Origin of the sequence: Micromonospora sp. NPDC048063 (genome assembly GCF_043202855.1) — a bacterium.
Classification (GTDB): domain Bacteria; phylum Actinomycetota; class Actinomycetes; order Mycobacteriales; family Micromonosporaceae; genus Micromonospora.
Genome location: NZ_JBIDBG010000005.1, coordinates 78873 through 100140 on the forward strand (window position 1 = coordinate 78873; position 21268 = coordinate 100140).

At 72.3% G+C, this 21268-nt stretch carries 21 protein-coding genes and 1 pseudogene; 11 read left to right on the top strand and 11 right to left on the bottom strand.

Features of this window, described 5'->3' with window-relative positions; all coding sequences use genetic code 11:
• Positions 1-32: 32 nt before the first annotated feature.
• Together ACGFZ2_RS15400 and ACGFZ2_RS15405 are read left to right on the top strand one after the other, a co-directional pair.
• Positions 33-1370, top strand: coding sequence for a BCCT family transporter (locus ACGFZ2_RS15400; RefSeq protein ID WP_393453850.1), 1338 nt, complete (start codon positions 33-35; stop codon positions 1368-1370).
• A gap of 324 nt (positions 1371-1694) precedes the next feature.
• Positions 1695-2054, top strand: a complete 360-nt coding sequence (locus ACGFZ2_RS15405) for a flavin reductase family protein (RefSeq protein ID WP_393454409.1) — start codon at positions 1695-1697, stop codon at positions 2052-2054.
• A 47-nt stretch (positions 2055-2101) separates the two neighbouring features.
• Here the strand turns inward: ACGFZ2_RS15405 and ACGFZ2_RS15410 are convergent, their stop codons facing one another.
• From ACGFZ2_RS15410 to ACGFZ2_RS15420, 3 genes are all read right to left on the bottom strand, one after another.
• Positions 2102-3058, bottom strand: coding sequence for a DUF1152 domain-containing protein (locus ACGFZ2_RS15410; protein WP_393453853.1), 957 nt, complete (start codon positions 3056-3058; stop codon positions 2102-2104).
• Positions 3059-3067: 9 nt separating this feature from the next.
• Positions 3068-4333 (bottom strand): MFS transporter, encoded by a 1266-nt coding sequence (locus tag ACGFZ2_RS15415; protein WP_393453856.1) that lies wholly within the window; start codon positions 4331-4333, stop codon positions 3068-3070.
• A gap of 123 nt (positions 4334-4456) precedes the next feature.
• The gene (locus ACGFZ2_RS15420; RefSeq protein WP_393453859.1) at positions 4457-5230 is read right to left on the bottom strand and encodes an aminoglycoside adenylyltransferase domain-containing protein; all 774 of its coding nucleotides are present in this window, start codon (positions 5228-5230) and stop codon (positions 4457-4459) included.
• A gap of 251 nt (positions 5231-5481) precedes the next feature.
• Between ACGFZ2_RS15420 and ACGFZ2_RS15425 the strand changes: the two genes are divergently transcribed.
• Positions 5482-5667 carry a hypothetical protein gene (locus ACGFZ2_RS15425; protein ID WP_393453862.1) on the top strand — a complete coding sequence of 62 codons (186 nt, stop codon included), beginning with the start codon at positions 5482-5484 and terminating at the stop codon, positions 5665-5667.
• Between the two features lie 112 nt (positions 5668-5779).
• On the opposite strand, the gene ACGFZ2_RS15430 is transcribed toward ACGFZ2_RS15425, so the two are convergent.
• Together ACGFZ2_RS15430 and ACGFZ2_RS15435 are read right to left on the bottom strand one after the other, a co-directional pair.
• A complete protein-coding gene (locus ACGFZ2_RS15430) occupies positions 5780-6607 on the bottom strand; it encodes a DUF72 domain-containing protein (protein WP_393454412.1) in 828 nt (275 codons plus the stop codon).
• A 218-nt stretch (positions 6608-6825) separates the two neighbouring features.
• The gene (locus ACGFZ2_RS15435; protein ID WP_393453865.1) at positions 6826-7908 is read right to left on the bottom strand and encodes a YeiH family protein; all 1083 of its coding nucleotides are present in this window, start codon (positions 7906-7908) and stop codon (positions 6826-6828) included.
• A 116-nt stretch (positions 7909-8024) separates the two neighbouring features.
• Here ACGFZ2_RS15435 and ACGFZ2_RS15440 point away from each other — a divergent pair, with 116 nt between their 5' ends.
• Positions 8025-8939: a LysR family transcriptional regulator gene (locus ACGFZ2_RS15440; RefSeq protein WP_393453867.1), complete on the top strand. Its 915-nt coding sequence runs from the start codon at positions 8025-8027 to the stop codon at positions 8937-8939.
• Between the two features lie 98 nt (positions 8940-9037).
• On the opposite strand, the gene katG is transcribed toward ACGFZ2_RS15440, so the two are convergent.
• The 4 genes from katG to ACGFZ2_RS15460 all read right to left on the bottom strand — a co-directional run bounded on the left by katG (position 9038) and on the right by ACGFZ2_RS15460 (position 13755).
• Positions 9038-11314 (bottom strand): catalase/peroxidase HPI, encoded by a 2277-nt coding sequence (gene katG, locus ACGFZ2_RS15445; protein WP_393453870.1) that lies wholly within the window; start codon positions 11312-11314, stop codon positions 9038-9040.
• 23 nt (positions 11315-11337) lie between these two features.
• Positions 11338-11766: a Fur family transcriptional regulator gene (locus tag ACGFZ2_RS15450; RefSeq protein WP_393453872.1), complete on the bottom strand. Its 429-nt coding sequence runs from the start codon at positions 11764-11766 to the stop codon at positions 11338-11340.
• Positions 11767-11863: 97 nt separating this feature from the next.
• A complete protein-coding gene (prfH, locus tag ACGFZ2_RS15455; protein WP_393264387.1) occupies positions 11864-12559 on the bottom strand; it encodes a peptide chain release factor H in 696 nt (231 codons plus the stop codon).
• Positions 12556-13755: an RNA ligase RtcB family protein gene (locus ACGFZ2_RS15460; protein WP_393453875.1), complete on the bottom strand. Its 1200-nt coding sequence runs from the start codon at positions 13753-13755 to the stop codon at positions 12556-12558. The genes prfH and ACGFZ2_RS15460 overlap by 4 nt, the downstream gene beginning before the upstream one ends.
• A 225-nt stretch (positions 13756-13980) precedes the next feature.
• Between ACGFZ2_RS15460 and ACGFZ2_RS15465 the strand changes: the two genes are divergently transcribed.
• The 7 genes and pseudogenes from ACGFZ2_RS15465 to ACGFZ2_RS15495 all read left to right on the top strand — a co-directional run.
• Positions 13981-14961 (top strand): DUF2804 domain-containing protein, encoded by a 981-nt coding sequence (locus ACGFZ2_RS15465; RefSeq protein ID WP_393453877.1) that lies wholly within the window; start codon positions 13981-13983, stop codon positions 14959-14961.
• 99 nt (positions 14962-15060) lie between these two features.
• Positions 15061-16107: a hypothetical protein gene (locus ACGFZ2_RS15470; protein ID WP_393453880.1), complete on the top strand. Its 1047-nt coding sequence runs from the start codon at positions 15061-15063 to the stop codon at positions 16105-16107.
• Between the two features lie 139 nt (positions 16108-16246).
• Positions 16247-16576, top strand: a complete 330-nt coding sequence (locus tag ACGFZ2_RS15475) for a PadR family transcriptional regulator (protein ID WP_350706191.1) — start codon at positions 16247-16249, stop codon at positions 16574-16576.
• The gene (locus ACGFZ2_RS15480) at positions 16546-17634 is read left to right on the top strand and encodes a hypothetical protein (RefSeq protein ID WP_393453883.1); all 1089 of its coding nucleotides are present in this window, start codon (positions 16546-16548) and stop codon (positions 17632-17634) included. The genes ACGFZ2_RS15475 and ACGFZ2_RS15480 overlap by 31 nt, the downstream gene beginning before the upstream one ends.
• A 60-nt stretch (positions 17635-17694) precedes the next feature.
• Positions 17695-17883, top strand: a complete 189-nt coding sequence (locus tag ACGFZ2_RS15485) for a hypothetical protein (RefSeq protein WP_393264375.1) — start codon at positions 17695-17697, stop codon at positions 17881-17883.
• A 173-nt stretch (positions 17884-18056) separates the two neighbouring features.
• The gene (locus ACGFZ2_RS15490; protein WP_393453886.1) at positions 18057-18926 is read left to right on the top strand and encodes a MerR family transcriptional regulator; all 870 of its coding nucleotides are present in this window, start codon (positions 18057-18059) and stop codon (positions 18924-18926) included.
• A 22-nt stretch (positions 18927-18948) separates the two neighbouring features.
• A pseudogene (locus tag ACGFZ2_RS15495) lies at positions 18949-19026 on the top strand (N-acetyltransferase); the annotation flags it as partial.
• Between the two features lie 71 nt (positions 19027-19097).
• On the opposite strand, the gene ACGFZ2_RS15500 reads toward ACGFZ2_RS15495, so the two are convergent.
• The gene (locus tag ACGFZ2_RS15500) at positions 19098-20417 is read right to left on the bottom strand and encodes a cytochrome P450 (protein WP_393453889.1); all 1320 of its coding nucleotides are present in this window, start codon (positions 20415-20417) and stop codon (positions 19098-19100) included.
• A complete protein-coding gene (locus ACGFZ2_RS15505; protein WP_393453892.1) occupies positions 20414-21199 on the bottom strand; it encodes an alpha/beta fold hydrolase in 786 nt (261 codons plus the stop codon). The genes ACGFZ2_RS15500 and ACGFZ2_RS15505 overlap by 4 nt, the downstream gene beginning before the upstream one ends.
• Positions 21200-21268: the final 69 nt, after the last annotated feature.

The window sequence follows — 21268 nt, forward strand, 5'->3', positions numbered from 1 at the left end:
CGTTCCCGCGAGCCCACGGAGGTCCACAGACCATGGCCGTGCCCGCCACAGGTACGTCAACTGACAGCAACACCCCGTTAGGAGAAGCGCCAGTCCAGCCGGGCCGCCGCCCGGGAGACGTCGACCGGACGGTGCTGGGGATCGCCGCCGCGGTGTCCGTGCTCTTCGTCGTGTGGGGCATCGTTGCCACCGACAACCTGGCGTCGGTCACCGGCGCGGCGCTCGACTGGGTGGTCAGGGCGTTCGGCTGGGTCTTCGTGCTGGCCAGCGCCGCCTTCGTCGTGCTGTCGGTCTGGCTGGCGTCCAGCCGGTACGGGCGGATCAAGCTCGGCCGGGACGACGAGAAGCCGGAGTTCTCCACCGTCTCCTGGGTGGCGATGATGTTCAGCGCCGGCATGGGCATCGGCCTGATGTTCTGGGGCGCCGCCGAGCCGCTGTCCCACCTGGGGACCCCGCCGCGCGGTCTCACCGAACCGAACTCCCAGCAGGCCGCCCGCGTGGCCATGGAGTACTCGTTCTTCCACTGGGCGCTGCACCCGTGGGCGATCTACGCGGTGGTGGGTCTGACGCTGGCCTACTTCACCTTCCGTAAGGGCCGGCGCGGCCTGATCAGCAGCGCCTTCTTCCCGCTCATCGGAGAACGGGCCAACCGGGGCCCCGGCAAGGCCATCGACATCTTCGCGATCTTCGCGACGCTGTTCGGATCGGCGGTCTCCCTCGGGCTGGGCGCCCTGCAGATCAACAGCGGCCTGACGAACCTATGCGGCCACGGCACGAGACAGGTGGGGCGCCATGTGGCGGAGGATCAGCCGAGCTGGCTCGTGATATTCGAGAACGACGTCGGGCTGCGTGTCGGCATCCGGGGTCCCGCCACCTGCCTGGCCGTGACCGACGACCCGTCGGGGTGCCGGCGACGCGCCAGCGATCACGTCGATGTTCACGCGCTGCACGTCAGCGTCGGTCTGCGCGAACGGTTCGCTGGTGATCACGGCAAGCGCCGACTCAGGTTCTCCGTCTTGGGACGGCAAGCCGGCGACGGACGGATTCGGCTTCGAAACCACGCAGCGGCATGCCAGGCCACGAGCGTGCAGCGCCCGCGTGAGCTGACCGACGAAGGTGAGGTGCGAATCGGGGCATGTGACCGCCACACGCAAACTCCTGCCGGCCGCCGCGGCTGCGATCGCATCGGCGACGGCGGAAAGCACCTCCCGCTCTCGGGCGATCGCAGAAAGATCATGCACAATTGGCCCCTTCCACCCGGAGTGCCGCTCTGGCGCGTGATGAAGATCCCGCCTGGTACACAGGTCTGGCCCCCGGCTACGTGGCCGGCGCGACTTCCACCCCTGCCAGCACAAGCGCAACGAACGTGAGTACCTGTTACACCGTCCTCACCAATCTGGCCGTTGCGGTGAGCCGTGCAGTCCGAAGTGCGGCAACCGACTCATCCGCCGGCGCCACGGTCCGACCGGTTGGATCTTGTGTGCCGCCCCCTTACGGAGCTCGCTGCCGCGCCTCGGTCGCCTTCCGCCCACGCAAAACGCTCGGCGGGGAAACCCCAGCCGAGCGCCTGCGGAAACCACTCGCCGCCTGATCAACACGACCACGTGGTGCGACGACCCCGAGAAACCGCCCTCCGAGCTGGCCCTTCTCGACCTCGCGCGCCGAACCGGTGAAGGCACGCTCCTGCCGTGCTGATGCCGCCGCCGTCACCGCCTCCCGGCGCCGAGGTGTCCCCGCTGGACACCCCGCAACTGCGTCCTGTCCTGGGCACCTTCGCCACCGGGGTCACCATCGTCACCGTCGGCGGGACTGACCCGCACGGGATGACAGCCAACTCCTTCACCTCCGTCTCGCTCGACCCGCCCCTCATCCTGATCTGCCTCGAGAAGAGCACCCGCACCCTTGACGGCGTCGTGGCGGCCGGGACCTTCGCGGTCTCGGTCCTCGCCGCTGACCAGGACGCGGTCGCGCGGCACTTCGCCCCACGACCGCCCCCGCTGCCGTTCTACTGCGGACAGTTCCACCGTGGGTCCGTTACGGCAGCGTCAGCTTGAGTCGCTGCCGACGCCGGCCTGGACCCTCGCGACATCGCGGACTCGGGTCAGTGCGGGAAGACCCGGGGCGCGCGCCGCTCGATCTCGTCGCGGAACTCCTCGATCCGAGACGCCACCTGCCGCATGCCCACGGTGTGCTCCAGGCGGTCGAGGTAGAGCGAACGGCGGGCCAGACCGTCGAGGTCGAAGCTGAAGTAGATCGCCATCAGCGGGTTGACGAACAGTGTGCTGCCCCGGGTGCGGCGGGTCCCGTGTACGTCCCCGTCAGCGCCACGGGTGGCGGCGGCGATCTGTCCGTGCACGATGCTGGGCCGCAGCGGCGTGGCCGCCTGCCCGTACGCCACCGCGTCCCGGTACAGCTCCGCCTCCCGGCTGGTGCCCGGGATGGACAGTGCGCCCAGGTACGCGCCGTCGCGGTCGAGGGCGGCGATGTTCTCCAGCACCTGGGTGTGGTTCACCCCGTGATAGGCGTCGATGCCGAACCCGAGGCAGACCACCACCTTCACCGGCACGTCGAGCCCGGCGACCGCGGCGAGACTGGTCATGTCCTCGACGGGGGTGCCGAGGCCGGCCTCGTCGCCGCGCATCAGGATGTCGGTGCCGCCGTCGACCAGCACCACCGCGTCCACGCCGAGCGTGTCGACCAGGTGTCGGTAGGCGGCGCGCAGCGGACGCACGCCCACCCTCGCGAAGGCGTACACGGTGCACGGTTGGTCGCTGGCGGCGAGCCAGCGGGCCAGCGCGCGTTCCGGGAAGTAGTCGTCCGGGCCGGCGGTGTCCGGGGTGACGGCGGCGACGTTCTCCGCCTTCCAGGCGTCCAGGTCGAGCAGTTCGAGCTGGGTGAAGGAGAGGTTGGCCAGGTGCACGGTCCGGCCGGTGTCGCGTAACGCGACGGCCAGCGGGATCGCGGCGTACACGTCGAAACCGCCACCCGCGCCGGCGATCAGCACGGTGCGGGCGGGCTCCAGCGCGGCGAACAGCGGTGGTACGCACAGCGACGGCATCGGGCCTCCTCAGGCGATCGTGGCGGGAGCGTCCGGGGCCGCCGGGGCAGGATCGGCGTACGCGGCGGCGACCGTGGCCCGGTCGAAGACCCGCCAGGTCACCGCGATGACCGCCAGGGCCACCACGAGCCCCACCCAGTACGGCGCGGTCAGCCCGAACCGGGCGGCGACCACCCCGCCGAGCAGCGCGCCGAGGCAGTTGCCGCCGGCGGCGATGAACAGCGTCGTGCTGCCCACCCGGCCCTGCAGGGCGGACGGGGTCAACCGCTGACGCAGCGAGTTGGCCACCATGTTCCACAACGCGCCGTGCACCCCGAACGCGAACAGCGCCACCCCGACGACCACCGCGCTGCGGGACGCGGCCAGCGCCAGGTGCAGCCCCGCCTCGATCAGCAGGCCGATCCGGATGGTCCACGTCGCGGTGACCGCGGCGACGAGCCGGTCCCCGACGACCGAGCCGAGCAGCCCACCGACCGCGAGGCAGGTGAAGAGGGCGCCGTACCCGACCGAACCGAGGCCCAGCCGTTGCGTGGCGAGCAGCACCAGCACCGCGAGGGCCGCGGTGAGGGTGAGGTTGAGCAGCCCGATCAGCAGGGTCATGGTGCGCAGCAGCCGGTGGGAGAGCAGCCAGCGGAACCCCTCGGCGACCTCCGCGCGCACCGAGCGGCGTCCGCCCGTCTCCGCCGTCCCGCGGTACGACCCGGCCATCAGGCCCACGAGGAGGGCGCTGAGGGCGTACGTGCCGGCGTTGACACCGAACGGGATGGCGGCCGCCACCACGAAGAGGAACCCGCCGAGCGGCCCGGCGACCATGTTGTGCATGACTGTGGTGCCCGCGCCCAGCCAGCCGTTGGCCCGTTCCAGCCGCGACCGCGGCACCACCGCCGGCAGCACCGCCTGGGCGGCCGTGCGGAACACCACCTCACCGGCGTTCACCACGAACAGCACCGCGTACAGCAGCGCCACCCCGGCCCGACCGGTGACGATCGCGGCGGCCAGCACCGCCAGGGCGGCGACCCGTACCCAGTCGACGGCGATCATCAGCCGGCGCCGGTCGACCCGGTCCGCGAGGACCCCGCCGGGCAGCGAGAAGAGCAACCACGGCAGCCACGCCACCGCGGCGCCCGCCGACACGACCAACGGGTCGTCGGTCTGCGCCGCCACGTACAGCGGAGCCGCCACCGTCGCCATCCCGCTGCCCAGCGCCGACGTGGTGCTGGCCGCCAAGAGCCGGGCGAAGCGCCCGCCGAGTCGTTCGCTTCTGGTCGCCGTCACGGCGAGCGAACCTACCAGCGGCTGCCGGTTCTCTCCGACCGGATTAGGGGACCGGATCCTGCGCGGCTGGCCGTCGGGCGGCTGGCCGCCGTGCAGGCGTTCGCGGCGCACGCGGACCCCTGGTCATGCGAAGCGGCGCCACGCGTCGTCGGCCACCGCGTCGACGCTGCGGCCCGCCGAGGCCAGGTCCGCTGCGGTGAACTGTTCCGGCTCACCCGCACGCCGGCGAACCGCTCGTCGCGCGAGATCGGCGTACGCGGGGAACAGTTCCGCGAGGTACTCGGCGGCGGCCGCCTTCGAGATGACGTCCTGGTGGGCCAGCGTGTAGTGCAGTCGTGCGGGGCCGAGCACGAACCAGCCGACGGTGTCGGCGTCCACGACCTGGTCGGGTGGCACGTCGGCCAACGCGGCCGGGATCCTCGCCGCCGTCGCCTTCCAGTACTCCCGCAGGTTGTCGAGGTTGTACCGGCGCAGTTGCTCCGGGTCGACCCGTATCCCCAGGTCTGCGACGGCCGGTCCACGCACCGGGATGCCGTACCGCCGCAACGTCAACCACAGCACCGGAGTGAGCTCGCCGCACGGCCGGTCGGGCGTGAAGTGGCCGTTCACCACGAACGGCACGATCCGGTTGTCGATCGGCCAGACCTGCGCCAGGGCCGGCTCGAGGTAGACGCCGTCCAGGCGTGGCGACCCCGGCATCTCGCGGTGGATCCTCGCGAGCTGGGTCAGATCGTCACCGGTGGCCGGCCGCGACGTCAGGATCACGGTGTCCACGTCACTGGCGCGCGGCTGCCAGGCGCCGAGCGCGGCGGAGCCGACGACGTAGAGGCCCCGCACATAGCCCGGCAACTCATGATCGACCTTTGCCAGGTAGGCCCGCGTCAGATCCTGGATCATGCCGGCGACCGTAGCAGTGCCGCACGGAACTCGATCGCCTCGGCGTACGTCCGCTTCGGCCGGAGCCGGGGATACGACAGAACGCTGGGCCCGGCAATGCCGGTTCAATACCGTCCGCCGTATTGGGCGGCGGTTACCTGGCGCCGGACACCCGATGCGGCTGTCGCCCCCCGAGGGGATGGACCGCGAACCACTCGGGAAATGTCCGGTGCGACGACGTCACGGGCACCGTCGCGGGCGAGCAACTCTCGATGACCATCGCGTGGAACAACGGCACCCGAGGCATCTACACCAGTCGTCTCCACCTGGAGGACGGACCCTTCACGACCTTCGGCCAGGGCATCATGCGGGGCGACACGTACGACGAGCGTCACCCGGACGTGCGGGCGACCTGGGAGGTCCACGACCGGGTGTTCATCCGCCTGGACCACATGTAGTCGGGGTCCTGCGCCCCACTCGGCATCGTCGGTGCGTCGCCATGCCCGGCGCGGGCGACCGGGCACGAGCCGTTGCCGTGGTGCCGCTGCCGCCCGACCAGCCCACCTCGGCTCAGAACAGCGTCGACGGTCCGACCGGGGTCGGCTCGGGCAGCGGTTCGACCTGGGGCAGGCGCGCCCGGACTTCGTCGTGGAACCTGCGGGCGAGGTCGGGCGCGTCGGCGTTGTCGGGGGTGTGCACGAACATGGTCGGGGAGCGGCCCTCGCGCAGCCAGCCGGTCACGACGTCGAGCCACGGTTGCCAGCCCTCGACCGTCCGGGCGGGGTCGTCCCGGCCGAGGTACCGGACGATCGGCCGGTCGGTCAGCGCGCGGGTGCGCAGCGGCGTACGAGGCTTCCTGGTCCACGCCTCCCGTTCCGCGTCGCTGGTTGGCGGCTGGCGGAAGAACGCGGTGGTGTCGAACGGGATCCACTCCGCGCCGACCGTGACGAGCGTGTCCTCCAAGGTCAGCGCCGCCCGCGGGTCGTCGAAGAACGCGGGGTGGCGGACCTCCACGGCGTACCGGTGGGTGGTGGGCAGCCCCCGCAGGAAGCGGGCGAGCGCCGGCACGTCGGCGGGGCCGAACGAGCCGGGTAACTGGATCCAGAGGGCGTGGGCCCGTGGGCCGAGGGGTTCGATCGCGTCCAGGAAGACCCGGAGTTCCTCGTCGGCGCCGGTGAGCCGGCGTTCGTGCGTGACCGTCTTGGGCAGCTTGAGCACGAACCGGAAGTCGGGGTCGGTCTGCCGCGCCCAGGACGCCACCGTCTCCCGGGCCGGGGTCGCGTAGAAGGTGGTGTTCCCCTCGACCGCGGTGCACCAGCCGGCGTACGCGCGCAGCCGCTCGTGGGCCGGCAGCGGATGCGCCAGGAAGCGTCCCTGCCAGGACTTGTGCGTCCACATCGCGCACCCCACGTGCAGGCGCATCCGATCCTCCCACCGCTCGACGGCCCGCGCGGGCAGGCCCGCGCCCGGGTACGGTATCCGGCCGCGCGACCCGGCTCCGCGCGCACCCGCCGGCCCGGCCTTCGGCTCGCGCCCGACGCCGGGTCGTCCACACCCTCGCGTGTTCCTCGACCGCCGTCGGCCGCCCCGGGCAGCGGCATGGGGGCGGTCGGCCGTCAGCGGCCGAGGAGTCGCACGCCGACGTAGGCGGCGGCGGCCACCAACACCCAGCTCGCCAGTCCCAGTGCCAGGGTGCGGCCGCCGGTGCGCCGGAGGGTCGGCAGGTGGATGCCGGTGCCGAGCCCGAACAGCGCGGCGACGAGGAGCACGTGCTGCACGTGACGCGCGGCGTCCGCCAGCGGGTCCGGGACCAGTGGGGTGCTGGCGAGGCCGACCGCGACCAGGAACCCGACGACGAACAGCGGCACCGCGGGTGGCCGGCGGCCCGGCCCGCCCGGTGCCCCTTTCGCGGCGCGGCGCGCGGTGACGGCCACCGCGGCCACGAGAGGCGCGAGGAGCGCGACCCGCGCCAGCTTCACCGTGACGGCGGTGGTGAGCGCACCGGGCACCTGGTTGGCGGTGGCTACCGTCTGCCCGACGTCGTGGACGCTGGCGCCGACCCATTCGCCGAACGCGACCGGGTCCAGGGCCAGCGGGCCGCGCAGCAGCGGCAGCAGGGCGATCGCGAGGGTGCCGCACAGTGTGACCAGCGCCACCGCGGCGGGGACGTCGTCGTCCTCGGTGTCCGTCACCTTCTCCATCGCCGCGATCGCGGAGGCGCCGCAGATGCTGAAGCCGGTGGCGACCAGCAGCGAGCGGGCGCGGGACACGCCGAGCAGTCGTCCGAGCAGCCGGGTGCCGGCGAAGGTGACCGCGACGGTGCCCACCACCACGGCGAGGCCGGGGACGCCGATCTGCGCCAGGTCGCCGAGGCTCAGTTGCAGGCCGAGGAGCACCACCGCGAGCCGCAGCAGGGGCCCGGCGGCGACCCGGGTGCCGGCATGAAACATCGGGCGGTGCACGCCGAGATTGACCACGACCATCCCGAGCGCCACGGCGACCGTCGACGCGGGCACGGCCGGCAGCATGCGCGTGACGGCGAACGCCACCGCGGTGGCCGCGGCGACCAGGAGCAGTCCGGGGACGGCGCCCGGCGGCCGGCGTGGTTCCGACCCGGGTGGATGCTCTCGACCCTTCCCGCACCGACGGCCAGCGCCGGGTGCCGTGAGGGTGGGTCTGCTCGGGTCTTCGTCGACCACCGTGCCTCCCGAAAAGTGAGATCTCCTTGACAGTGCAGCAGCGGCGGTCGGGTCGGTAGGTGGCTCAGTGTGATGGGCTCATCAGGGCGGCTGATGGGTCGGCGTAGTGTCTGGGCGTGGAGTTGTCGCGGGTGCCGGATCTGGACGCGCTCGAGCTGTTGCTGCTGGTGGATGCCACCGGAAGCCTCGGCCGGGCGGCACAGGCACGGGGGATCGGGCAGCCGGCCGTCACGGCTCGGGTCCGCACCATGGAGCGGCTCGTCGGTTTCCCCCTGGTCGAGCGGGGTCCTCGTGGATCCACGCTCACGCCTGAAGGGCGGCTGGTGGCTGACTGGGCACGCGACGTGCTGCAGGCGGCCGCGACGCTCGACGCCGGCATCCGCTCGTTGCGCGCGGAGCGGGACGTACGGCTGCGGGTCGCGGCGAGTCTCACCGTGGCGGAGCACCTGTTGCCGACGTGGCTCGTCCGGCTCGCCGCGCAGCGGCCGCAGACCGCCGTCAGCCTGCACGCGATGAACTCCACCGACGTCGCACGGGCGGTCGGCGACGGCACGGCGGACCTCGGCTTCGTGGAGGGGCCGCGCGTGCCCACCGGGCTGGACTCGCGCATCGTCGCCCGCGACGAACTCACCGTCGTGACGCATCCCCGCCACCCGTGGGCACGGCGGCGCCGGCCGGTCGACGCCGCCGAACTCGCCGCGACCCGACTGGTGCAGCGAGAGCCCACCTCCGGCACCCGGCATGCCCTGGAAACAGCCCTGCGCAGCCACGCGCCGCTCGCTCCGCCACTGCTGGAGCTGTCCACCACGAGCGCGATGCGAGCAGCGGTCGCCGCCGGCGCCGGCCCCGCCGTCCTGAGCAACCTGGCCATCGACGACGAGGTGGCCGCCGGACGTCTCGTCCGGGTCCCGGTGACCGGCGTGGATCTCAGCCGGCCGCTCCGCGCGGTCTGGCCGGCCGGTCAGCGACCCACCGGACCGGCCCGGGACCTGCTCGCCATCGCGGCTCGACGCGGTCGAGGGGCCGGCTGATCCGGCGCGGGCGCACCGATGACGCGGGCCACGGCCGGCCACCCCGCGGGACGCAGAGGGCCCGGGGCACGTCCTCGGTGACCCGGGCCCTCTGCACATCAGGCGATGTCGTACCGGTCCAGGTTCATGACCTTGACCCACGCCGCGACGAAGTCGGCCACGAACTTGTCGTGCGCGTCCTGGCTGGCGTAGACCTCCGCGAGTGCCCGCAGCTGGGAGTTGGAGCCGAAGATGAGGTCAACCGCGGTGGCGGTCCACTTCACCTCATCGGTGGCCAGGTCCCGGATCTCGTACACGTGCTCGTCGGACTCCGATGCCTTCCACCGGATGCCCGGGGAGAGCAGGTTGGTGAAGAAGTCGTTGGTGAGCACGCCGGGCTGGTCGGTGAGGACGCCATGCCGCGTGCCGCCGACGTTGGCCCCGAGGGAGCGCAGGCCGCCGATGAGGACGGTCATCTCGGGCGCGGTCAGGTTGAGCATGTAGGCACGGTCGAGGAGCAGTACCTCCGGCTGGGTCTTCTCGCCGGGGCGCAGGTAGTTGCGGAACCCGTCGGCGCGCGGCTCGAGGACCCGGAACGACTCGACGTCGGTCTGCTCGGCAGTGGCGTCGGTGCGGCCCGGGTGGAACGGCACGGTCACCTCGACGCCGGCGTCGCGCGCCGCCTTCTCGACGGCGGCCGAGCCGGCCAGCACGATGAGGTCCGCGAGCGAGATCTTCGCGCCGCCGGCCTCGTTGAACTCGCGCTGGATGCCCTCGAGGGTCTCGAGGACCGTCGCGAGCTGCTCCGGCTGGTTGACCGCCCAGCTGCGCTGCGGCTCGAGACGGATCCGTGCGCCGTTGGCGCCGCCGCGCTTGTCGGTGGACCGGAAGCTGGCGGCTGAGGCCCAGGCGGTGGAGACCAGTTGGGCGGTCGTGAGGCCGGATTCCAGGACCTTCGCCTTGAGGGCGGCGACGTCGGCGTCACCCACGAGCTCGTGGTCGACGGCCGGCACCGGATCCTGCCACAGCTGCGCCTCGGGGACCCACGGTCCGAGGAAGCGGCTGACCGGACCCATGTCGCGGTGCAGCAGCTTGTACCAGGCCTTGGCGAACGCCAGCGCGAACTCGTCGGGGTTCTCCAGGAAGCGGCGCGAGATCTTCTCGTACGTCGGGTCGACGCGCAGCGACAGGTCGGTGGTGAGCATCGTCGGCTTGTGTTTCTTCGACGGGTCGTGGGCGTCCGGGATGATCGCCTCGGCGTCCTTGGCGACCCACTGCTTCGCGCCGCCCGGGCTCGTGGTGAGTTCCCACTCGTAGCCGAAGAGGATCTCGAAGAAGCGGTTGCTCCACTGCGTCGGCCGGTCGGTCCACGTCACCTCGAGACCGCTGGTGATCGTGTCCGCGCCCTTGCCGCTGCCGTAGGTGCTCAGCCAGCCCAGGCCCTGCGCCTCCAGCGGGGCGGCCTCGGGCTCGGGACCCACGTGGTCGTCGGCGACGCCGGCGCCGTGGGTCTTGCCGAAGGTGTGGCCACCGGCGATGAGGGCGACGGTCTCCTCGTCGTTCATCGCCATCCGGGCGAAGGTCTCCCGGATGAAATGCGCCGCCGCAGCCGGGTCCGCGTTGCCGCGGGGGCCCTCCGGGTTGACGTAGATGAGCCCCATCTCGGTCGCCCCGACGCCGGCCGCCATCTCCTTCTCGGAGACGTAGCGTTCGTCGCCGAGCCAGGCGTCCTCCGGACCCCAGAAGATCTCCTCGGGCTCCCAGACGTCCTCCCGGCCGAAGCCGAATCCGAAGGTCTTGAAGCCCATCGACTCCAGGGCGACGTTGCCGGCGAGCACGAGCAGGTCGGCCCACGAGATCTTCTGGCCGTACTTCTGCTTGACCGGCCACAGCAGCCGGCGGGCCTTGTCGAGGTTGGCGTTGTCCGGCCAGCTGTTGAGCGGAGCGAACCGCTGACCACCGTCGCCGGCGCCACCGCGACCGTCGTGGATGCGGTAGGTGCCCGCGGCGTGCCAACTCATCCGGATCATCAGGCCGCCGTAGTGGCCGAAGTCGGCCGGCCACCAGTCCTGCGAGGTGGTGAGGACCTTGATGATGTCCTGCTTGAGGGCCTCGACGTCGAGCTTGGCGAACTCCTTGGCGTAGCTGAAGCTCTCGCCCAACGGGTTGCTCTTGGACGAGTGGGCACGCAACACCGAGAGGTCGAGCTGGTTGGGCCACCAGTCCCGGTTGGTGCGCGGACGACCTCCGGTCTTCGGGGCCGGCGAGTCGATCGCCGGGTTCTCGCTCTCACTGCCGTGCGCGGTCACGGAGTCGTGCGCGACCGGGCAGCCGGCCGCCGCCTTCTTGTCCACGCCCTGCGCGCTGGAGGGGCCGTTGTCCTGGTTGTCGCTCATCTGCTTCCTTCCGAACTGGCGAATCACTGGGAGGTGCGTTCGGTCGCACAGTCGGGGCAGGTGCCCCAGTAGACGACCTCCGCCTCGTCGACTGTGAAGCCGTGGTCGTCGGAGGCGGTGAGACAGGGAGCGTGGCCGACAGCGCAGTCGACGTCGGCGATCGCGCCGCAGGAGCGGCACACGACATGGTGGTGGTTGTCGCCCACCCGGGACTCGTACCGGGCGGTCGCACCGGCAGGCTGGATGCGCCGCACCAGACCGGCGTCGGTGAGCGCGCGCAGCACGTCGTACACCGCCTGGTGGGAGACCGTGGGCTGATCCGCCCGTACCAGGGCGATCACCGTGTCGGTGTCGACGTGCGGATGGTCGCGCAGCGCTGCGAGCACCGCCAACCGGGGCCGCGTCACGCGCAACGAGACCGCCCGCAGCTGAGTCTCGAAGTCGGACGCCATGTGATGAACATAGTCCATTCTTTTGGAATGAATCTAGTTTTGCTCGGCTCAACCCGCACACCTTCGACGCAGACCTGGGCGCCCAGCGGCGGTGGCACTACAACGAGCGGGGCGGGCGTGGCCCGGTGGACCGTCCCCGTCGCTGGTGCGCCCGCTGCGGTGGGACCGTCTCCTGTCCCGAGGGGCTCGGGCGTTCGACGCGGGTGGGGTTGCCGCGGACGAGTTCGTCGTGGACGCGCCAGCGGGCGGTGGTGGCGGCGTTACGCGCTGTCTCGTCGCCGTGCTCGACGCGTTGCCGCAGCAGTTGGACGGCGATGCGGCGGTTGAGGCTGAACTGCCGTTCGGTGTCGACCACGACGACGAGGCCCGTGGGGCGGTGGGTCGCCCGTACGGCCGTGCTGGCCTTGTTCCGGTGCTGACCGCCGGGGCCGCCGGTACGGCAGGCGACGATGTCGACGTCCGCCTCCGCGAATGTCGTGGTCGGGGTGTCGACCTGGCACGGTCGGGCGGTGACGTACCAGTTCTTCCGGCCGGTGCTCGCCCGGTAGGGGCTGGGCGCCTGCCAGCACAGGGTCCCGGTCCACGAGGCGGCGAACGCCTCGGCGCCGGCACCGGAGATCCGGATCAGCACCGACCGGTAGGTGTCGGGCCGATCACCCGGCACGGTCTGCACCCGGCGGGTCGGCAGACCGTGCCGGGTGGCGTCGGCCTCCAGGCGACGCAGCAGCCGGGCCAGCGCCCAGGCGCACTCCTGCGGGCCGCGCCCGGCGGAGACGAGCAGGTGGACGCTCATGGCCGGCCTCGCCTGCGGCGGTTGTCCCGCCGGTCCGGTCGGGAGGCGGGCCCGACGTCGGGTGTCTTGTAGGTGACCAGCGGGACCGTGGTGGCCACGGGGGTGGCCAGGCCGTGGTCGACGAGGTCGCTGACGACCTGCTCGATGCGCTTGTAGGCCGTCGGGGCCTCCTCGAAGAGCAACTGGCGGTCGCCGCACACCACCAGCGACCCGACCGGGGTGCGGCGCAGTTCCTCGACGGTGTGCTTGGCCCGGCCCCGGCGCAGGGCGTCGGCGCGGGACATCTTGCGGCCCGCGCCGTGCGCCACGGAATGGTTGGCCTCCGGGCCGGCGTGGCCGGCGACGAGGTAGGAGGGGGTGCCGCGCGTGCCGGCGACGAGCACGTCGCGGCCGTCGCCCGGCGCCGCGCCCTTGCGGTGCAGGTAGATGCCGTCGCGGACCTCGACCAGGTTGTGGCACTGGTCGACGATCGGCTCGGTGGGCTCGGCCCCCAGCGCGTGGGCGACCCGGGCGGCCAACAGCCGCCGGTTGAGTGATCCCCAGCGTACGGCGTCGTCGTGCATGGCCAGGTAGGTGGCGGCGTCAGGGGCGGGGCCCGCGCCGTGGACCTCGGTGTGCGCCCGCAGGATCCGTTCGCCCAGCCCTCGGGAACCGCTGTGGACGATGAGCACGAGGTCGCCGGCGGCGAGCCCGAGACGGCTCGCGTGGCCCGGCTCGAGGACGGTCTCGATCCGCGACAGCTCGACGAAGTGGTTACCCCGGCCGACCGTGCCGAGGCCCTCGACGTGACCGGCGGGAACGTCGCCCTCCACGACGGCCCAGGCCGGGTCGTCGGCGTCCTGCTCGGGGTCCAGCGCGCGGTCGAGGTCGGGGAACCGGGCGGCGAGCCTCTCGGGTACGGGGCGCTTGAGCCTGATGGGAAACACGGCGATGCCGCAACCGATGTCGGAGCCCACCAGGAACGGGTACAGCACGGTCGACGCCATGGCGGCGCCGATCGGGGCGCCCTTGCCCGGGTGCAGGTCCGGCATGGCGGCGACGTGGATCATGCCGTCGAGGGCGGCCACCTGCCGGCACTGCGCCAGGGCGTCGGACTCGATCCAGCTCGTGGGGGAGGCGAACACGGTGACGGTGGCAGGGGCAGGGGCAGGGTTGGACTGCGGCAGGGACTCCCGCCGCGACTGGTGCGGAGACAAGGACGCTCGCTTTTCGCTGAAAGGGGACGGGCGGACGGCACGACGGCACCGGTCGGCGCCGTGGGGCCTGGGAGCAACGGGGGTGCTGTCCGTCAGAACGTCATGGACCCAGCCTCCCGGAGCCCGCGGTTGGCGGCAAGCGACTTTTGGCGGCGCGGGCGGTGCTCCGCTGGACGTCATGCCCGACCGCCGACCGGGCCGCCGGCCGACCGGTACCCTGCCCCGGTGACGCGCGAGCGGGAGATCACCGAACCGGTCGACCTGTGCCTGCCCGACGGGCGGCTCAACCCGGCGGCGGTCGGCTGGAGCCGCAGACCGCTGCACCGGGCCAACCTGCGCGGCTGGGGACGGACCAAGCGGTGGGAGTACTGGGGAATCGTCACCCCCACGCACGTCGTCGGCCTCGTCGCGTCGTCGCTGGACTACGCGGGCGTGCACAGCGTCTACGTCCTCGACCGCCGCAGCGGCGTCGAGACCACCAAGGAGACGGTGGTCCCGTTCGCCCGCCGCGCGCTGTTCCCGGCGGCCAGCGGCGCGGGCCGGGTACGCGCCGTCGGCGGCGGCCTGTCGATCAACATCGACCAGCGCCCGGACGGCAGCACGATCCGCGCCACCACGCCCGGCGTCCAGGTCGACCTGGAGGCGCCGCTGCCCGCGGAACACGAATCGCTCGGCGTCGTGGTGCCGTGGGACACCCGCCGGTTCCAGTACACCGTCAAGGACCTCGGGCGGCCCGTGCGCGGCACCCTGTGGGTGGGCGACACGGCGTACCCGATCAGCGAGAAGGACTCGTTCGCCGTGCTCGACCACGGCCGTGGCAGATGGCCGTACGCCATCCGGTGGAACTGGGCGGCCGGCAGCGCCCCGGGCCGATCCATCCAACTCGGCGGCCGATGGACCGACGGCACCGGCTCCACCGAGAACGCCCTCTTCGTCGACGGGCGGCTGCACAAGATCGGCGCCGACCTGACCTGGCGCTACGACCGCACCGACTGGCTACGGCCCTGGCGGATCACCGGCGACCGGGTGGACGTGGAGTTCCATCCGTTCCACGAGCGGGTCGCCCGCATCAACCTCGGCGTGCTGGCCAACGAGACCCACCAGTGCTTCGGGCACTTCACCGGCTGGGCGCAGACCGACGACGGCGAGCGCACGGACCTCGACGGCCTCGTCGGCTGGGCGGAGGAAGCACGCAACCGCTGGTAGTCCGACACGGACCGGCGTCGGCGGACCTGCCGGCGTGCCGCAATGGGAGGATTGCCGGTGATGCGACGCAGTAAGGGAACCGCGCGGAGGTTGCCGCGCGTGGCGGGAGCGGTCGTCATCCTCGCCGTCCTGCTGGTGCCGGGTGCCGCGGTGGCGAACCCGTCGCCCGCTCCGGTCCGGGGGACGCCGCTGTGCGAGGTGCGTGACGACCGGCTGACCGAGATCTCCGGCCTGGCCGCCACGGACGACGGGTACGTGGTGGTCAACGACGGCGCGGACGACGAGGCCCGCCGCCGGATCTTCTTCCTCGATCACGAGTGCGCCGTCACGCGGACGGTGCCGTATCCGTCGCGGCCCCGCGACACCGAGGACCTCGCCGTCGGCGTGGACGGCACGGTCTGGGTGGCGGACATCGGCGACAACGACCGCTCCCGGCAGACGGTCGCGGTGTGGAAGCTGCCGCCGGGCGCCGACCGTCCGGTGCTGCACCGCATGGCGTATCCGGACGGCCCGCACGACGCCGAGGCCATGCTCGTGACCGGCGACGGCCGGCCGGTGATCGTGACCAAGTACTCGGCCAACCTGTACGCCCCGAGCGGCCCACTGCGACCGGGCACGACCGTGCCACTGGCGAAGGTGGGACAGGTCCGGTTGCCGGCCTCCACGACGAGCAACCCGTTCTCGGTGCTCGGCCGGACAGCGGTCACCGGCGCTGCCACCGCGACGGACGGGCGCAGGATAGTGCTGCGCACCTACGCCGACGCGTACGAGTTCGACGTCGCCGACGGCGACGTGGTCACCGCGCTGACCAGCGGGACCCCACGGGTCATCCCGCTGCCCGACGAGCCGCAGGGCGAGTCGATCACCTACAGCCGCGACGGGCGGTCCCTGCTCACCGTGTCCGAGACCGCCGGCCGGCCGCCGGGAACAAGGGCGGACCTCCTCCGCTACGCCCTGGCCGCGGCCGACCCGTCGACAGCGCCGGTTGCCACCCCCGCGCCGACCGCGCGCGCCGCGGACGACGACAGGGCGGACCACCCCGACGACGTGGCCACGTTGATCGTGGCGGCCGGAGCACTCGGGCTGGGTCTGGTCGTCGTGGCGGGGGTCGTGGTGGCCCGTTCCCGGCGGGCCAGGTCGCGCTAACCGTCCTGGCCCGGTCGGTCGAGGCGGCGGACCCCGGACCTCACCCGGCGTTCGCCGGCCGCGTCAGCGCTCCTCCAGATATGTCCGCCTGGACGCATATCCTGTCTCCCGATATATTGTGGCCATGGTGACTCGACCGATGACCGAGGCGGCGTTCTTCGTCCTGACAGCGCTGGCCGGTGGGCCCTGCCACGGCTACGGCGTCGTCAACGAGGTGAAGGAGTTGTCGCGGGGGCGGGTGCACCTGAGGGTGGGCACGCTCTACGGCGTGCTCGACCGGCTCGTCACCGACGGTCTGGTGGAACTGGACCGCGAGGAGGTGCAGCAGGGTCGGCTCCGGCGGTACTACCGGCTGACCAACTCCGGCGGGCGGGCGTTGGCGGAGGAAGCTGACCGCCAAGCCGCCAATGCCCGTGCGGCCGCTGAAAGACTCGGTGTGTGGCGGCCGGCCGCCGGCGGTGCGGCATGACGAGCAGTCTGGAGCAGCGGTACCGCCGGCTGCTGACGCTTCTGCCAGCCTCCTATCGCCGGAGGTGGGAGGACGACATGGTCCGCACCTTCCTGGAGTGCGTCGGCGCTGAGGAAGACACCGAGGACGCCGCGTACCTCCGGGACCACGGCCGGCCGGACAGAGACGAAGTCCTCAGCGTCCTGGCGCTTGCTACGCGGCTTCGGCTCGGCGGCGTCGGCGCCGAGCCGAGGCCGCGGCTCCGGGGCGATGCGATCCGCGCGGTGGCGCTGCTCGGCCTGCTCTTCCATGCCGTCACGGCGGCGGTGGAGATCGGCGTCATGCCCTGGCTCGCCGGCGACTTTCCGCCGCTGCCGACGCCGCCCACCGAGCCGGTGTTCGACCTGCCCGGTGCACCGTGGCGCCTGGCGTTCAATCCCCTTGGTCTGTTCGCGATCGCCGCGTTCGTCGCGCTCGCGGTGAATCAGCCCAGGCCGGCCCGCTGGCTGGCGGCGGTGCCCCTCGTCGCGGACTGGGTCGCCAGGACCTACGAGGCGATGTTCCTGCCTGGCGGCACGCCCCCCACCACCTGGCTCATCGTGCTCGTCAACACCGGCCTGGTGCTGGCGTTGGTGGCGTTCCATCGGGAGGCTCCGCCCGTGCGCACCCGGACCTGGATCCGTGCCTTCGTCGCCGGTGTCCTCCTGAGCCCCCTGTACGTCATCGGGATGTGGACACTTCCCGTGGAGCAGGAGCTGCGACTCGCCGCACTCGACTGGCCGGGCCTGTGTGCGTTGTCGGTGTCCGCAGCGGGTGTCGGCTACCTCGTCCTGCGCGCGTCGGCAGTGGCCCGGGCAGCCCACTGGCCGCTGACTCTCCTGTTCCTGGGGATTGCTGCCCTCGCGCTGCGCGGCGTGTCCGTCGCCGACTACGTCCTGCGGGGCGGCGTATCTGCTGCCGTGACAGCGGTGTGCGCTGCCGAGGCAGCGATCCTGCTGCTGGTGTGCGCGCCGCTGGCGATGCTGGCGCTGCGGGCCACCCGGGAACTCTCCGTGAACCCCGCCGACGTGTCGGGATGACGTGATACGGGCCATCAGATGGCCAGCGACCCATCGAGTTGTGCGAGAGGAGATCCCCTCATGTCGGAGCCTGACAAGCCGCGCAGGACGCAGGATCCCGGCGGCGCGGAGAAGTACCGGCGGTTGCCGGCACGCGTACGCCTCGACCAGGTCGTGACCACCCAGGCCGCGACCCCGGCCGGCCTGTTGTGGCTGGCGACCTCGGGTGACACCGGGGGGTGTGGCGGCGGCGACGGCGACGGTGACTGAGGCGAAGCCTCCTCACGATCGCGCCGGTGGTGCCTGGGCGGGAGAGTGGCCGGAGCCGCCGTTGCGGTAGGTGGCGGCGGGCGATGGCTGGCGCGACCGGTGCGTCATGCCGGCCGATGATCGACACCTGCCTGTTTGACCCTGCCCCTGGGGCGGAGGGCAGACTCGCGACCATGCCACGGTGGTTGACGAGCGGTGAGTTCCTGAATCGGTCCCGACTGAGCGCGAAGGCGTTGCGCCTCTACGAGGAGCGTCAACTGCTGTGCCCGGCCCACGTCGACGCCCGGACCGGCTACCGGTACTACGGCGACGCGGAACTGGAACGGGCCCGCCGCGTCACCCTGCTGCGCGCGATCGGCATGCCCATGGCGGCCATCGCGGAGGTGCTCGGCCTTCCCGGCCCGCAGGCGGTCGACAGGGTGGAGGCGTACTGGCGGGACGCCGAGGCCGCGCACCACGCCCGTCGGCCGCTGGTGCGTCACCTGCTGGATCTCCTCGACGATCGAGCGGCCTCGGGGGTCGCGTCCGGGGTCCGGTGCCGCGACGTGCCCACCCAGAAGGTGATCTTCATCCAGCGACACGTGACCGCCGATCGCCTTCCGTCCTTCCTGCCCGAAGCGACGCGCCTGCTGTTCGACCACCTGACCGCCGCCGGCGGCACGCTGTCCGGGCCCGTGTTCGTCGCCTACCACGGCCTGGTCACCGAGGACTCCGACGGGCCTGTCGAGGTGTGTGCCCCGACGGGTGATCCGGTAGAGCCCGAGGGGTCGGTGGGGGTCCGGATCGAGCGAGCCCACCGGCAGGCGTACGTGTCGCTGACGAAGGCGGAGGCGGTCTATCCGGCGATCCTGCGGGCCTACGACGCGCTGGACACGTGGCTCCGAGATCACGACCAGCGGCTGAGTGCGTCCGCGCGGGAGATCTACTACCAGAACTGGGACACCGCGACCGACACTGAACCGTGCGTCGACGTCGCCTTCCCCTGCGAACCGGCAACACCCCGACAGGCCGCGACATGGCCGGCATCACCGTCCGACCCATGACGCCACAGGACGCCGAGCGGATAGCATCCGCGAGCGGGTCGGCCGCCACCACGGCCGCTGGCGCGACGTGGTCCTGCTGGAGCGCCGCAGCCCCGTCATCACCGGAACCGGCCGGTTCCGCCTGCCTGGGCCGCACGGCACACCGGTGATTCGGCGGGGTCGGGGGCGTGATCAGCGGCGCCGCCAGCGGATCGGCAGGCGCTTGACGCCGCGCTGGAAGTTCGAGCGCAGGTAGTCGGGTGGGCCCGCGTACGCGACGCTGGCGGTGCGGGCAAGCAGTTCCTGGAGCAGCGCACGGAGCTGGCACCTGGCCAGGTGCGCGCCGAGGCAGAAGTGCGGCCCGTGACCGAAGACGAGGTGCGGGTTGGGGTGACGGGCGAGGTCGAGTCGGTCGGGCTCGGCGAAGACCCGTTCGTCGCGGTTGGCCGACGCGAACGAGACCACCACCTTGTCCCCGGCCCGCACCGACACCCCGGCGACGGCGGTGTCCACCGTGGCGGTACGCCGGAACACCATCACCGGCGTCCACCAGCGCAGCAGCTCGTCGACGGCGGTGTCGAACAGCGTTGGGTCCCGGCGTAGCCGCGCCATCTCCGCCGGATGCTCCAGCAGGGCGATCATCGCGCCGGGCAGGCCGTTGCGGACGGTCTCGTTGCCGGCCACGGCGAACAGCCAGAACATGTTCTCGAACTCGTCCACCGAGAGCCGGTCGTCGCCGCGGTGCGCCAGCAGGATGGACATGACGTCCTGTCCCGGGTTGCGGCGCTTCGACCCGGCCAGCAGGTGCGCGTACGCGTAGAGGTCGGCCATGCCGGCCCGGGCGCGCGGATCCGGCATCCGGCCGTCGGCGTCCGGCACCGGCCGGTGCCGCAGCGCCTCGCGGGCCGCGGCGGTGCCGGCCTGCGGGTCGAAGGCGGCGGACACGGCGTAGTCCGGATCCTGGAAGCCGATCACCCGGTTCGACCAGTCGTACAGCAGCCAGCGGTCGCGCTCCGGCACCCCGAGCACGTCCGCGAGGGTGAGCAGCGGCAGGTCGGCGGCGAGGTCGCGGACGAAGTCGCAGTTGCCCTCGTCCGCGTCGCCGAGCGCGCGTTCGACGAGCGCCGCCGCGTTCGCGCGGATCGACGCCTCCAGCGCGGCCACCGCGCGCGGGGTGAACGAGCGGGCGACCGGCCGGCGCAGCCGGCCGTGCTCCGGCGGATCCATGTTGAGCATCATCCGCCGGACGTAACCCAGGTCCTCCGGGGTCGCCGGGTCGCGGATCTGGGTGGCGCCGAGCGCCGACGAGAAGAGCCCTGGCTGCCTGAGCACGGCCGTCACGTCGGAGTGTCGGAGCACCAGCCAGAAGCCCGGACCGCCGGGCAGCCCGAGCAGCGGGGGCTCCTCGACCCACACCACCGGGCTGGTCGCGCGCAGCGTGGCGAGCAGGTCGTACGGAACGCCGTCGACGTAGGTGCGGGGATCGACCAGGGGCGCCGGATCGACGCTCACTGCCCGAGGAACTCCTCGAGCACCGTGACCAACCGCACCGGGGTCTCGTACATCGCGTAGTGCCCCGCGTTGGCGAGTACCTCCAGCCGGGCGTTCGGGTAGTGGCGCATCCAGGTCTCGCGCATCGTGTCGGCGCCCAGCGCCGGGTCGTGCTCGCCGACGACGGCGAGCGCCGGCACCTGGTTGCCCTTCACGTCGTCCGTGAAGTCGGTACGCGCCCAGGCCGTGAGGTAGGCGCCGAACGCCTCCCGGGTGCAGTGGTCGAGGGAGAACCGCACCATCTCGTCCAGCCAGCGGCCGGAGAGCCGGTTGCCGGTGGTGAGGTCGATGATGGCGCGCCGGTTGCCCGGGTTGGCGGCGGCGCCGTCGAACAGGGCCCAGCCCTGCAGGTCGAAGGGCACACCACCGGCCGGGACCGGGCTGATGCCGACGAGCCGGTCCACCCGCTCCGGCGCGTCGGCGAGCACCCGCTGGGCGGCGCTGCCGCCCATGGAGTGCCCGACCACCGAGAACGTGTCCCAGCCGAGGGAGTCGGCGAGGGCCAGGGCGTCACGGGAGATCTCGGCGATGCTGTGGTCGCCCGCGACGCTGGTGCGCGCACCGTAGCCCCGGTAGTCCAGGAAAGCCCAGGTGAAGCGCTCGACGTCGATCAGTTCCGGCAGCCAGCCCCAGCCCCGCGCCGACCCGAACCAGCCGTGTAGCGCCAGCACCCTGCGCGGCCCGTGCCCGACGGTGACCGGGCTCGCGTCGGAGTCACCGACACTGGTGTGGCTGATCGACATGACGGCGACCCCTTTCGCTGTTGCGGCGCTGCGACCGAAGTGAACAACCTGGAGCCGACAAGGTGAAGG

Excerpts from the sequence above, each read along its gene's own strand:
- ACGFZ2_RS15400 (WP_393453850.1), top strand. The coding sequence starts at position 33 with ATGGCCGTGCCCGCCACAGGTACGTCAACTGACAGCAACACCCCGTTA.
- ACGFZ2_RS15405 (WP_393454409.1), top strand. The coding sequence starts at position 1,695 with ATGCCGCCGCCGTCACCGCCTCCCGGCGCCGAGGTGTCCCCGCTGGAC.
- ACGFZ2_RS15410 (WP_393453853.1), bottom strand. The coding sequence starts at position 3,058 with ATGCCGTCGCTGTGCGTACCACCGCTGTTCGCCGCGCTGGAGCCCGCC.
- ACGFZ2_RS15420 (WP_393453859.1), bottom strand. The coding sequence starts at position 5,230 with ATGATCCAGGATCTGACGCGGGCCTACCTGGCAAAGGTCGATCATGAG.
- ACGFZ2_RS15425 (WP_393453862.1), top strand. The coding sequence starts at position 5,482 with ATGACCATCGCGTGGAACAACGGCACCCGAGGCATCTACACCAGTCGT.
- ACGFZ2_RS15430 (WP_393454412.1), bottom strand. The coding sequence starts at position 6,607 with ATGTGGACGCACAAGTCCTGGCAGGGACGCTTCCTGGCGCATCCGCTG.
- katG (WP_393453870.1), bottom strand. The coding sequence starts at position 11,314 with ATGAGCGACAACCAGGACAACGGCCCCTCCAGCGCGCAGGGCGTGGAC.
- ACGFZ2_RS15450 (WP_393453872.1), bottom strand. The coding sequence starts at position 11,766 with ATGGCGTCCGACTTCGAGACTCAGCTGCGGGCGGTCTCGTTGCGCGTG.
- prfH (WP_393264387.1), bottom strand. The coding sequence starts at position 12,559 with ATGAGCGTCCACCTGCTCGTCTCCGCCGGGCGCGGCCCGCAGGAGTGC.
- ACGFZ2_RS15475 (WP_350706191.1), top strand. The coding sequence starts at position 16,247 with ATGACCGAGGCGGCGTTCTTCGTCCTGACAGCGCTGGCCGGTGGGCCC.
- ACGFZ2_RS15485 (WP_393264375.1), top strand. The coding sequence starts at position 17,695 with ATGTCGGAGCCTGACAAGCCGCGCAGGACGCAGGATCCCGGCGGCGCG.
- ACGFZ2_RS15490 (WP_393453886.1), top strand. The coding sequence starts at position 18,057 with ATGCCACGGTGGTTGACGAGCGGTGAGTTCCTGAATCGGTCCCGACTG.
- ACGFZ2_RS15505 (WP_393453892.1), bottom strand. The coding sequence starts at position 21,199 with ATGTCGATCAGCCACACCAGTGTCGGTGACTCCGACGCGAGCCCGGTC.